This window comes from Streptomyces albiflavescens, assembly GCF_014645835.1.
Taxonomy (GTDB): domain Bacteria; phylum Actinomycetota; class Actinomycetes; order Streptomycetales; family Streptomycetaceae; genus Streptomyces; species Streptomyces albiflavescens.
Genome location: NZ_BMMM01000015.1, coordinates 178,663 through 190,848 on the forward strand (window position 1 = coordinate 178,663; position 12,186 = coordinate 190,848).

Sequence of the window (12,186 nt, forward strand, 5' to 3'; positions counted from 1 at the left end):
CGCGCAGTGCCTCATCGAAAACGGTGAGCGGCTCGGCGCACGGGGCTTCCGGGAAGAACAACGGCATGGCCCCGGCCGGAGAGCGATCTCGATGCCGGCCGCTTCGTATGTCCGGATCTCATCGTGTACGGGCCCGTCCATCCCCCGCATGTGCCGGCCGCGCGGAGGGCCGACGTCGGTGACTGCCCTGGGCATCGGGAACTCCGCCGCCCTCGGCTGTCAGTGCCGCGTGGAAGGATGCGCGCATCGGTGCGGACGGCACATGAGGGGTGTCATGGCGGGTGTCGAGGAGGCGACGGGCGGACAGGGCCGGGTGCGCAGCGGCGGTCCCGGCGGGGCGGAACCGCCCGTCGGACGGAAGGCGCGTGCCCTGCTCGCGGAAGCCGCGCGGCTGCACGAATCCGCGCGCACCGTACTCGCCGATCACGCCCGCGCCCTGGAAGCGGTGCGCACCGCACTGGCGCCGCTCCGGGCCGAACTCGTCGCCGAGGAGCTGGAGTCGATCCCCGTCTCACGGCTGAAGGACGTCACCGAGGGGCGGCTGCGCCTCGGAGCCGTCGAGGCGGCCGGGCTCGCCTCGGTGCGCGCGGTGTACGAGGCGAGCCGCTACGAGCTGCGGCAGATCCCGGGGGTCGGTGCCCAGACCGCGGACCAGGCGCTCGCCGCCGCGCGCCAGATCGCCAGGGCGGTCGAGGACACGGTCTCCGTACGCATGGACGTGGACAGTCCCGAGCCCCGCACCACCGCCCTGGTCGTCGCGCTGCGCAGGCTCGTCGAGGCCGGGCCCGAGCTGCGGCGGGCGGTGGATGCCGCCCAGCGGCTCGACGAGCGGCTCGGCGCGCTGCTGCCCGAGGCCCGTCCCGCCGCCGGATGGCTGCGTCTGGCGATCACGGGGCGGCGCCGTCGGCGGAGTGCGTTCGCGGCGGTGGCCGGGATCCGCGAGCTGACGGCCGACGCCACTGCCCGGGACGTACGACTGCTGCTCGCGCAGGCGTCCACGGACCTGCTGCGGGAACCGGCCTCCGACATCGAGGCCTGGGTCGACTTCGAGCTGCGCTCCACGGAGTACTACAGCCAGCTCGCCGAGATCTCCGAGCACACGGCGGACGTCGAGGCGGCCGAGGGCTTCCTGCCGTCGGAGGTCGCCGAGCGTGTCCACGGGCAGCCCCTCGACGACACCCACCGCCGGGTCTCGCTGCGCGGCTACCAGTCTTTCGGCGCCCGTTTCGCGCTGGCCCAGCGCCGGGTCGTGCTCGGCGACGAGATGGGGCTCGGCAAGACCGTCCAGGCCATTGCCGTGCTCGCACACCTCGCGGGGGAGGGGCACAGCCACTTCCTGGTGGTGTGCCCGGCCAGCGTGCTGATCAACTGGACCCGCGAGATCGGCGCGCGCAGCACCCTGCGCGCCCTGCCGGTGCACGGCGCCGACCGACAGGACGCGTACGCCGAGTGGCGGGAGCGCGGCGGCGTCGCGATCACCACGTACGACGTGCTGCACAGCCTGCCCACGCCCCAGGAAAGCGGCCTGCCCGCGCCGAACGGAAGAAGCGGCCTGCCCGCGCTCAACGGAAGAAGCGGGCTGCCCGCGCTCAACGGCACGCAGCCGGGGACCTCCCACGGCGCGGTGGCGCCAGGGATGCTCGTCGTCGACGAGGCCCACTACGTGAAGAACCCGGACGCCCGCCGCTCCAAGGCCGTCGCGGCCTGGACCGACCGATGCGACCGCGTCCTGTTCCTCACGGGTACGCCGATGGAGAACCGCGTCGAGGAGTTCCGCAGCCTCGTCCGCTACCTCCGCCCCGAGTTGCTGCCGGAGATCCGGAACAGCAGCGCGGCCGCCGGTCCGCACGCCTTCCGCACCTCCGTCGCTCCGGCCTATCTGCGCCGCAACCAGCAGGACGTCCTCACCGAACTGCCGGCGCTGCTCCAGGTCGACGAGTGGGAGGAGTTCAGCGCGGCCGACCAGGAGGCCTACCGGGCGGCGGTCGAGGCCGGGAACTTCATGGCGATGCGCAGGGCCGCGTACGCCGACGCGGAGAAGTCCGCCAAACTCCAGCGGCTGCGCGAGCTGGTGTCCGAGGCGGCGGTGAACGGTCTGAAGGTGGTCGTCTTCTCGTACTTCCGCGACGTGCTCGCCACGGTCGGGGAGACCTTGGACACCACGGCCCGACAAACCCCGGGCAAGGGCGTGTTCGGACCGATATCGGGGAGTGTGCCCGCCGCCCACCGCCAGCGTCTCGTCGACGAGTTCGCGGCGGCCGACGGGCACGCGGTGCTGCTCTGCCAGATCGAGGCCGGCGGGATCGGCCTCAATCTGCAGGCGGCGTCCGTGGTCATCCTCTGCGAGCCCCAGGTCAAACCGACCCTGGAGCACCAGGCCGTGGCCCGCGCCCACCGTATGGGTCAGGTCCGCCCGGTCCAGGTGCACCGCCTCCTCGTGACCGACAGCGTGGACGACCGCCTTCTGCGGATCCTGCGGAACAAGGACCGGCTCTTCGACGCCTACGCCCGCCGCAGCGACATGGCGGAGGCGACTCCTGACGCGGTCGACGTGTCGGACGACGGGCTCGCCCGACGCATCGTCGAAGAGGAGCAGCGCCGGCTGGCCGCACAGGGCTGAGCGCAGGTCAGATCCCGTGCACCCACGCCACGGTGAACGGCGTCTCCGGCGTGCCCGGCCCCATCGGGCCGCCCTTGTCGAACTGCGAGCGGACGACGAGGGTGCGCCCGTGCCGGCGGACGAGCGTGGTCGGGATCTGGAGCGCGGTGTCGGTGACACTCCGCTCCAGACGGGCCGCGGTGCCGTCGGCCGACAGACGCCAACGGGTGATCGTGTTGGTCCTGTTGAGGGCGGCCCACAGCGTGCCGCCGACGAGCTCCAGACCGTCGCCGTTCACCAAATCGCCTCCGGACAAGGTGACTTGGCGTACGTCACCGGTGGCGAGGTCGATCCGGTAGAGGGCGCCCGCGGTCATGTCGACGGTGAACAGCCGGCCGTCCCCCGCGACGATCCCGTTCAGGGTGAAGGTGCCGGAAGGGTGCGGGGCCACGACGCCGCTGAGGTCGTAGGCGGTGGTGAGCGCGGAGCGGCCGCCGTGTGAGATCGCCCGCGCCAGGTCGGCCGGTGTCACCCGGTAGACGACCTCCCGCACGCTGTCCGTCAGATAGGCGCTGCCGTCCGCGGTGATCGCCAGATCGTTGACGAAGCGCGGCGCGTCGCCAGGTATGTCGAAGCGGGCCAGCAGGGCACGGGAGCGCAGGTCGTAGACGTCGACCCCGGACGTCGAGTCGGTCACCCAGAGGCGGCCCGCCCGGTCGGCCTTCAGGCCGTTGGCGGTGTTCCGGCCGTCCGTGCCCGCGGGCAGGAAGACCTCGGCCGTACGCCGGCCGGGCGTCGCCCGGTAGACGGCGCCAGTGGTGTACGAGCCCACGTACAGGTCGCCCGTACGCGGGTCCGCCGCGATGCCCTCGGGGTAGGCGCGGTCGCCGGGCAGTTCGTAGGCGGTGGAGATGCGAGGTGCGGCGGTCGCGGGCGGTGTGCCCACGGCGGTCGCCGCCACCGTCAGGGCGGCGGCGGTCAGGAAGGTGCGGCGCTGGATCGAACGGGACACGACGGTGCCTCTCGGTCGGCTTCTCGATTTTCCTGAGTTGGAGCAACGGGTGCGAATCTAAGTTAGAGCTCTAATCATCGTCAATGCATTTACGTATGTGCGGGAGCTCATCCTCGTATCGCCCATACCATGCGCCGCTACCATGCGGAGATGACGTCCATGCCCGTGTCCGAGCGCCTCGGCTCCCACCTCAAGCGGGCCGAACAGGCTCTCAACGCGACCAAGACCGCGGTCCTCAAACCGGCGGGCGTGACCGTCGCCCAGTACTCGGCGCTGCTCCACCTCAGTACGAACCCCGGCATCTCGGCCGCCGCCCTGGCCCGCCTCTGCGGGGTCACGCCCCCGACCATGAACACGATCCTGAACAACCTCCAGGACCGCGGCCTCATCGAGCGCACCCCGCACGAGTGGCACAAGAACGTGCTGGAGACCCGGCTCACCGACGAGGGCCGCGCCGTCATGGCCGACGCGGACGCCCGCGCGGTACGGGTCGAGCGCGCCCTGGCCGCCGAGTTCACGGACGAGGAGCGCGAGGCGCTGGTGGGGCTGCTGGGCCGGTGCGTCGCGCTCCTCGAAAAGGAACGGCCTCGGGTCTGATCAGCGCCGCACGTCGAGTTCCGCGAGCTTCGCCGCTCCCTTGACGGTGACACGCACGAACCGGGTCGGCGCGCCGTCCGGGGCGTGCCAGCCCCGCCGGTCCGCCGAGACCTCGACCGTGTACGACGTCGGCCGCTCGGTCCACGTCGGCTCGACCGGGCCGACCGGGACACCGCGGCCCAGGTCGACCGTGAGGGAGGCGCCTTCGGCCGACGGAGACCAGACGGTCGCCGGGTTGCCGTCCACGGCCGCCTCCGGGTAGAGGCCCGGCTCCGAGGAGGTGGCGGTCACCGGGCGGCAGCGGGCGAGGCCGTCGGTCGGGGCGAGGTCGGGGCGTCGGGTCTTGAGGGTGACGGTGCCGGTGAGCCTCACGGGTCCCGTGGGGGTGTCCAGGGTGAAGGGTGCGCCCGATCGCAGGCGGACCGTCGTGGTCGTCCGGCGGATGCCGATGTCGTATGTCCGTCCGCGCCATCGGAGCCCCGACAGCCGTACGCCGCCGTCCGCCAGTTGGGGCGGCAGCACCGGATCCAGGTGCAGGGCGTTCTCGCGCAGGCGCAGACCCGTCAGACCGTGCGTGAAGATCTGCAGGAAGCCGCCCTTGCCGGTGAGGAAGTCCTGGGCGGGGGAGCCGGCGAGGGCGTCGCCCACGCCCGCCTTGTCGCCGCGGGCCTCGGAGAAGAGCGCGAACGGGCCTCGTGAGAAGGGTCGGTAGGCGCGCTGCAGAAAGGTGTACGTGGCGCAGCCCGGCGCACCGATCGCGGCCGCGTCGATCGCGTGGACGGAGTCGGTCATGGCCGGGCCGTCCGGGTCGGTGCGCTCGGTGTAGTAGTCGAGGGTGGCGGACGCGGCGCCCGCCGGCATCGGCCACTCCAGGGGGTAGATCAGCAGTACCGCGTCCGCCTGTTTGATCTGTGAGCCGTCGTAGCCCGCGTACTGGAGGAAGACCTTGCGCTCGGGGTCGTACGGCATGCGCAGCTTGCCCGCGATGTCGGTCCAGTCGGTTGTGGCGGCGGGTGTGCCGAGCGTGACCGCGGCCCTGGTCGCGGCGCGCAGGGCGGTGGCCGCCACGGCATTCGTGTAGACCCCGTCGTTCACGCCGTTGCTGTACTCGTCCGGGCCCGCGACGCCCTTGATGGAGTACGAGCCGTCGGGGTTCGCCGTGGCCCGTGAACTCCAGTACTCCGCAAGGCCCTTGAGGAGCGGCCAGCCGCGCGTGCGCAGCCATCCTCTGTCCCCGGTGGCGAGGTAGTACTGCCAGGCGGCCAGCGCGATGTCGCCCTGGAGATGGTTCTGCGTGACGCAGTGCGGCGGGTTCCAGCTCTGACACTCGGTCCACAGCCGGCCGTGGCTCGCGCTCGTCCAGGGGTAGAAAAGACCCTGGACGGCGGTCCCGCGCGCGTTCTCGGCGGCCGCGGCGCGCGTGCGGTAGCGGTATTCGAGGACAGGCCTGGCGAGTTCGGGCCGGGTGGCCAGCAGGGACGGGAACATCCATGTCTCGGCGTCCCAGAAGACCATGCCCGCGTAGTTGTCGCTGGTCAGGCCCGCGGGCGCGATGCTGTCACGGGCGCCGGGGCGGAGGGCGGACAGCAGGCCGTACTGCGCCGAGCGCGTCCACAGCTGGATGTCGGCCCGGCCCGGCACCTCGATGTCCGAGCTCCACAGCGCGCGCCAGGCCGCGGTGTGCGCCGCCCTGAGCGCCTGCCAGCCGCGGTCCGCCGCGCGCCGGGACGCCGTGCGGGCGGCGTCGCGGGGGTCGTGCGTGGTGAGGCCGGTGTCGATGCCGACGTACTTGGTGACGTCGTAGCCGTGGTCCGCCCGGACGCGGAAGGCCGCCGCCTGGCGAACGCTCAACTTTCCGTCGGTCACCGCCCCTTGTACCTGTCCGGGCGCGTCCAGCGTGGAGGCGATCGCGCCGTCCACCTTCGTGCCGTCCGTGCGGAACGCCACGGCCGTCGTGCGGTCGCCGACGCGCCCCGCGCCCGTCTGCGTGACGCGGCGGGCGCCGCGGCCGTCGATGCGGTCGGTGACCGTGAGTTCGCCGTCCCAGTGCGGGGTGATGTGCAGGTGTACGGCGCCGGTGTGCGGGGTGTCCCGGGAGGTGAGGACGTCGTACGTCAGGTCGGTGTGGCGGCCGTCGGGGGTTGTCCAGGTGAGGGCGGTACGGAGGTAGCCGCAGCGCAGGGAGAGGGTCTGGCGGTAGTGGGAGATCCTGCTCCGCGCACCGTACTTCGCGTCGCCGACGCGGATGTCGAGGCCCGTCCAGGTCGGCAGCGCGGCGAGGGCGTCGCGGCCGGCCGTGTTCTCCGGGCCGCGCGCGTAGAGGCCCGCCACGAAGGCGCCGTCGTAGCGGGGGGTGTAGAGCGGCCAGCCCGTTTTCTCGCCGGTGGCCGCGTAGCCCGTGCCGGTGGGCGGAACTCGGGTGCCGAGGTAGCCGTTGCCGACGTAGGGGTGGTACGTGTCCTCGGCGTCGAGGTGGGTTGCGGTGGGCGACCAGGCGGGGTCGCCGGGCGCGCAGCCCCGGGGGCCGTCGGTGGGTGCGGCGAACGCCCGGGGGAGGGGCAGGAGCAGGGTCGCGACGAGGAGTGGGGCGAGGCGGCGCGGTGTGAGCACCACTCGATCGTGGGGTGGGGGTCCGGCGGGGGATGGTATGCGCGCCGGGGGTGTCCCACTTTTTTCGCAGAAAGGCTGGTACGGGACAGGCAGGGGCGGAGGGGGCGGAAAACCCCTACTCCCGCGCCGGCCCCGTCTTCACCCCTGCCCCGCACAACGGCACCACCGCCGTACGCTCACCCAGCACCCCCTCCCGAACAGCCGCCCAGCAGGCCACCCCCGTCGACTCCACGTACAGCCCCCGCGAAGCCAAGTCCAGCTGCGCGTGGCGGATCTGATCCTCCGTCACCGTCAGGAAGGTGCCGCCCGACTCCCGCACGGCCCGCAGAATCTGCCGCGCCCGCGGCGGCCGGGGAATCGCGATGCCCTCGGCGAGGGTGGGCGCCATGGGCGTGACGCCGACGAGGTCGTCGGCGCCCGCGGCCCAGGCGTGGGCCAGCGGGGCGACCGCCGCGGACTGGACGGCGTACAGGGCGGGCCGGCGGTCGATGAGGCCCGCGCCGTGCAGTTCGGCGACGGCGAGGGCGGCGCCGAGCAGCAGCGTGCCGTTGCCGACGGGCACGACGATGACATCGGGGAGCCGTCCACCGAGGTCTTCCCAGAGCTCGTGGACGTAGGTCTTCGTACCGTGCAGGAAGTACGGGTTGAAGACGTGCGAGGCGTAGAAGACGCCCTCCTCGTCCGCCGCCTCGCGCGTCGCCCGTGCCGTCGCCTCCCGGTCGCCCTCGACCACGCGCAGCCGTGCCCCGTGCGCCTCGATCTGCTCCAGCTTCTTCGGTGAGGTGCCCTCGGGGACGTACACCGTGCACGGCAGCGCGGCCCGCGCGCAGTACGCGGCGATCGCCGTCCCCGCGTTGCCACTGCTGTCCGCGAGCACCTGCCGGGGCTTCAGCCGCAGCGCCAGCTCGGCCAGCACTACCGCCCCGCGGTCCTTGAACGACAGGGTCGGCATGAGGAAGTCGAGCTTCGCGGAGATGCCGTCGCGGAGGGGAACGAGAGGGGTGCGGCCTTCGCCCAGGCTGACCGTGGGCGCGGCCAAGGGCAGGCACTCGGCGTAGCGCCACAGCGAATTCACCCGCCCGGCGAGGGACTTGAGGGGCGCGGGCGTCGGCGCGAAGTCCAGATCGAGCGGGCCGCGGCAGACCGGGCAGCACCAGGCGAGCGAGCCGGCCGGGACGCGGGTGCCGTCCGTGGGACAGAAACAATCCGGCAGTGGTGTCATGTGCGCAGGTTATGCGCAGGTCGAGCGGGAGCTGGATGTGCCGTTTGGTGACGCTGTGTCATGACGGCTATGCGGCACTCGCGTTACGACGCGCAGGGCCCTTGTGCAATTCCTGTGGAGGCCTCAATCTTTCGGCTGACGCACAGGGTTCTCACAGCTGAGTGCCGGGTGAGTGGCTGTCACGCGATTGCTTGGCATGACCCTGTCTTGTCGATCTCTCGGTTCGTGCACCATCCCCCACCAGCGCACCACCGAATGAGAAGGATCCCTCAGATGGCAGAGATGCGTCATGTCCGTCCTGCCCGCCACGCCCGGCGAAGACTGGCCTGGGCAGGCACAGCGGCTCTCGTCCTCGGCATCGTCACCGCGCTCCCCGCGAGCGCCGCGTCCGAGCCGGTGGGCCACATCCAGTACGCCGGCGCCCCCGGCGCGGTCGCGAACAGCTACATCGTGACCCTCGACGCGCACGCCGCGAAGGCGGCCTCGGCCCGGGGCAAGGCCCTCGCCAAGGAGTACGGCGCGACCATCGAGCGTACGTACAAGAAGGCACTGAACGGCTACGCGGTCGAGGCCACCGCGGCCGAGGCGCAGCGGTTCGCCGCCGACCCCGCCGTCACCTCCGTCGTCCAGAACCGCACCTTCCACATCGACGCGACCCAGACCAACCCGCCCTCCTGGGGCCTGGACCGCATCGACCAGAAGAACCTGCCGCTGGACAGCAAGTACACCTACCCGGACTCGGCCGGGCAGGGGGTGACCGCGTACATAGTCGACACCGGCGTACGCATCACGCACAGCGACTTCGGCGGACGGGCCTCGTACGGCTACGACGCCGTCGACAACGACAACACCGCGCAGGACGGAAACGGCCACGGTACGCACGTGGCGGGCACGGTGGCCGGCAACGCGTACGGCGTCGCCAAGAAGGCCAGGATCGTCGCCGTCCGCGTGCTCAACAACTCCGGCTCGGGGACGACCGCCCAGGTCGTCGCGGGCATCGACTGGGTGACCCAGAACCACAGCGGCCCGTCCGTCGCCAACATGTCGCTCGGCGGCGGCGCGGACAGCGCCCTCGACACGGCCGTCCGCAACGCCATCGCCTCCGGCGTCACCTTCGCCGTCGCGGCCGGAAACGACAGCGCGAACGCCTCCAACTACTCGCCGGCTCGCGTGAGTGAGGCCATCACCGTCGGCGCGACCACCAGCGGTGACGCGCGTGCGAGCTACTCCAACTACGGGTCGATCCTGGACATCTTCGCGCCGGGCTCCTCGATCACCTCCTCGTGGAACAGCAGCGACACGGCGACGAACACGATCTCCGGTACGTCGATGGCGACCCCGCATGTGACAGGCGCGGCGGCGGTCTATCTGGCCGACCACCCGGGCTCCACACCCGCGCAGGTCGCCTCGGGCCTGGTCGCCGCCGCCTCGACCGGTGTCGTCACCAGCCCCGGCAGCGGCTCGCCCAACCGTCTGCTCCAGGTCGGTGCCGGCACGGTGACCCCGCCCGGACCGCGCTTCGAGAACACCGCGGACTACGCGATCAACGACAACTCCACGGTGGAATCGCCGATCACGGTGACGGGCGTCTCCGGCAATGCGCCGTCAACGCTGAGCGTGCCTGTGAACATCGTTCACACGTACATCGGTGATCTGCGGGTGCAACTGATCGCCCCCGACGGTTCGGCGTACACGCTGAAGTCATACGGCACCGGCGGAAGCTCCGACAACATCAACACCACGTACACCGTCAACGCCTCGTCCGAGGTCGCCAACGGCACGTGGAAGCTGCGCGTGAGCGACAACGCGGCTCTCGACACCGGGAAGATCGACTCCTGGGCGCTGCAGTTCTGATCCCTCGCACGGATGGCTAGGCGTCCTCGCGGTACGGCTTCGGGTCCGTGACCCAGCCGGCCGCGAGGACCGGCCGCGAGGACCGGCCGCGAGGACCGGGTGTGAGGACCGGGTGTGAGGACCGGGTGTGAGGACCGGTGTACGGCGAGGAAGCCGAACGGGCGGTCGAAGCCGGCGTGGATGGTGGTGGTCACGTGGCGCGGTTCGGGTGCCGACGCGAGGCCCAGTCCCATGGACGTCACCGCCGCGGCCTCGAAACCGAGGGCGCCGAACCTCGCCATCGCGGACTGCCGGGCGGACTCCACGAACAGCGGCCGGAGCGCGCAGATGCCGGGGAAGTGCCCCTGACGCGGATCGTTCGCCGTGGTGAGGCCGAACAGCCCGCTCAGCGCCGTCAGGCCGAACAGCCCGCTCAGCGCCGTCAGATCGTGCTCCGCCCTCACCTCGTACGGCGCCGTCATCCCCCGCAAGGTCGTCGGTCGGGGCCGTACACAGCGCTGCTTCTCCACCCGCACACCGGCCCCGCGTCGCCGTACGGGAGTTGAGACCGGGCACGACCCCGGGTGCGCCGGCGAGGAGGTCCACGCCCGCGCCCAGCACCTGCCCCGGGCCCATCCGTTCCTCGCCGAGCAGGAGACGCACGTCGATCCCGGTCGAGCCGAGGACCTTCAGCTCGGTGAGCGACCCGCCCGGCGTGTCCGCCACGCCGATCCGGTCCAGCAGGACGCTGCGCCGACGCAATCCCAGCAGCGCGCGCTTCTGGCATGCGGTCGATGAGACCCCCGGTCCGTCGAGACCACGCCCGCCCAACGCGCCGTCAGGGCGTAGAGCGTCCGAATCATCGCGTTCGTCACCTGCGCCCCCAAGATCTCGACTCCGTTCGATCAGGGGACTCCCATCGCCCCCCGCCCGTGTCGCGCTTACGATGCGCGCAGCCATTCGGCAGTCGTACGCAGGTTCCGCCTCGCCTGGACTAGGAGCAAGGTACTCGTGGCAATACCCCCGCAGCCCGGGCCACAGCAGCCCGAGGGCCAGTACCCCCCTCCAGGGTTGCCGCCGGGCACTCCGGGGACGCCGCCCGGTGCGTACCCGTACCAGCAGACTTCCTATCCGGGGCCGTACCAGCCCTGGGGTCAGGGCTACTCCCCGTACAACCGCGCGGCGCCCGTCAACGGCCTCGCGATCTCCGCGCTCGTGCTCGGCATCCTCTGCTTCCTGCCCGCCGTCGGGCTGGTGCTCGGGATCGTCGCGCTCGCGCAGATCAAGAAGCGGGGCGAGCGCGGCAAGGGGATGGCAGTGGGCGGCATGGTCATGTCGTCGATCGGCGTCGTGCTGCTCGCCGTCGCGGTCGCCACCGGCGGTGCGCGCGACATCTGGGACGGCTTCAAGGACGGGCCGAACGGCTCGGGCGGCGCTGCCTTCTCGCTCAAGAAGGGCGAGTGCTTCGACGCGCCGGGCGGCGCGCTGGAGGGCATGGCGTACGACGTCGACAAGGTGCCGTGCGCGGGCCGGCACGACGCCGAGGTCTTCGCCGACTACCACCTGGCCAGGAAGGGCGCCTACCCGGGAGACGCCGCGATCACCGACGCCGCGGACGAGAAGTGCTACGCGCTGCGGGACGAGTACGCGATGGACGCCTGGGCCGTCCCGGACAACGTCGACGTGTACTACTTCACGCCGACGCGGCAGAGCTGGCGCCTCGGCGACCGCGAGATCACCTGCATGTTCGGGAACACCGACGAGAACGGCAGCCTGACGGGCTCGCTGCGCAAGGACGCGACCACGCTCGACGCGGACCAACTCGCCTATCTGCGGGCCGCACAGGGCATCAACGCGGCGATGGACTCCGCGCCCGCCGAGGAGTACGTCGAGGACGATCTGCCCGGCCACAAGAAGTGGGCGACCAGGGTCGCGGACGCGCTCACGACGCAGGCGAGCAATCTGCGCGGCCACACGTTCGCCCCCGCGGTCCGCAAGCCGGTCGACGCCCTCGTGAAGGACATGGAGCTGTCCCGGAAGGAGTGGGCGAAGGCGGCGGAAGCGCAGGACGCGGACACCTTCTACGCGCACTACGAGAAGGGCATGAAGCTGATCGACCCCGAGAAGACGGTCACCACACGCAAGGCTCTGGGCCTCGCCACCACCCCGCCGGCGCCCGACCGGAATGGCGGCGGCCAGGACGGTGGAGAAGGTGGCACCGGCTTTGAGGTGTGACGGCGGCTATAGCGGGGAGAAAGTGCCTGCGTAAAGCCCTGGGGGGCCACAAGTCATCACATCGAGTGATTCTCTGGC

8 protein-coding genes are annotated in these 12,186 nt (G+C 71.6%); 5 read left to right on the forward strand and 3 right to left on the reverse strand.

What is annotated here, in order from left to right; all coding sequences use genetic code 11:
- The first annotated feature begins 274 nt into the window (after nt 1–274).
- Entirely contained in the window at nt 275–2,620 is a 2,346-nt protein-coding gene (locus tag IEY95_RS34450; protein ID WP_189190108.1) for a DEAD/DEAH box helicase, read from the forward strand.
- Nucleotides 2,621–2,627: 7 nt separating this feature from the next.
- Here the strand turns inward: IEY95_RS34450 and IEY95_RS34455 are convergent, their stop codons facing one another.
- Nucleotides 2,628–3,611, reverse strand: coding sequence for an SMP-30/gluconolactonase/LRE family protein (locus IEY95_RS34455; protein WP_229703564.1), 984 nt, complete (start codon nt 3,609–3,611; stop codon nt 2,628–2,630).
- A gap of 150 nt (nt 3,612–3,761) precedes the next feature.
- Between IEY95_RS34455 and IEY95_RS34460 the strand changes: the two genes are divergently transcribed.
- On the forward strand, nt 3,762–4,208 hold the full coding sequence (locus tag IEY95_RS34460; RefSeq protein WP_229703565.1) for a MarR family winged helix-turn-helix transcriptional regulator: 447 nt from the start codon (nt 3,762–3,764) through the stop codon (nt 4,206–4,208).
- Here the strand turns inward: IEY95_RS34460 and IEY95_RS34465 are convergent, their stop codons facing one another.
- Together IEY95_RS34465 and IEY95_RS34470 are read right to left on the reverse strand one after the other, a co-directional pair.
- Nucleotides 4,209–6,818, reverse strand: a complete 2,610-nt coding sequence (locus tag IEY95_RS34465) for a glycosyl hydrolase family 65 domain-containing protein (RefSeq protein ID WP_373294605.1) — start codon at nt 6,816–6,818, stop codon at nt 4,209–4,211.
- 115 nt (nt 6,819–6,933) lie between these two features.
- Nucleotides 6,934–8,040 carry a threonine synthase gene (locus IEY95_RS34470; RefSeq protein ID WP_189190110.1) on the reverse strand — a complete coding sequence of 369 codons (1,107 nt, stop codon included), beginning with the start codon at nt 8,038–8,040 and terminating at the stop codon, nt 6,934–6,936.
- 273 nt (nt 8,041–8,313) lie between these two features.
- On the opposite strand from IEY95_RS34470, the gene IEY95_RS34475 reads away from it, so the two are divergent.
- From IEY95_RS34475 to IEY95_RS34485, 3 genes are all read left to right on the forward strand, one after another.
- A complete protein-coding gene (locus IEY95_RS34475) occupies nt 8,314–9,894 on the forward strand; it encodes a S8 family peptidase (RefSeq protein WP_189190111.1) in 1,581 nt (526 codons plus the stop codon).
- A 366-nt stretch (nt 9,895–10,260) separates the two neighbouring features.
- Nucleotides 10,261–10,671: a hypothetical protein gene (locus IEY95_RS34480; protein WP_189190112.1), complete on the forward strand. Its 411-nt coding sequence runs from the start codon at nt 10,261–10,263 to the stop codon at nt 10,669–10,671.
- Between the two features lie 213 nt (nt 10,672–10,884).
- The gene (locus IEY95_RS34485; protein ID WP_189190113.1) at nt 10,885–12,108 is read left to right on the forward strand and encodes a DUF4190 domain-containing protein; all 1,224 of its coding nucleotides are present in this window, start codon (nt 10,885–10,887) and stop codon (nt 12,106–12,108) included.
- Nucleotides 12,109–12,186: the final 78 nt, after the last annotated feature.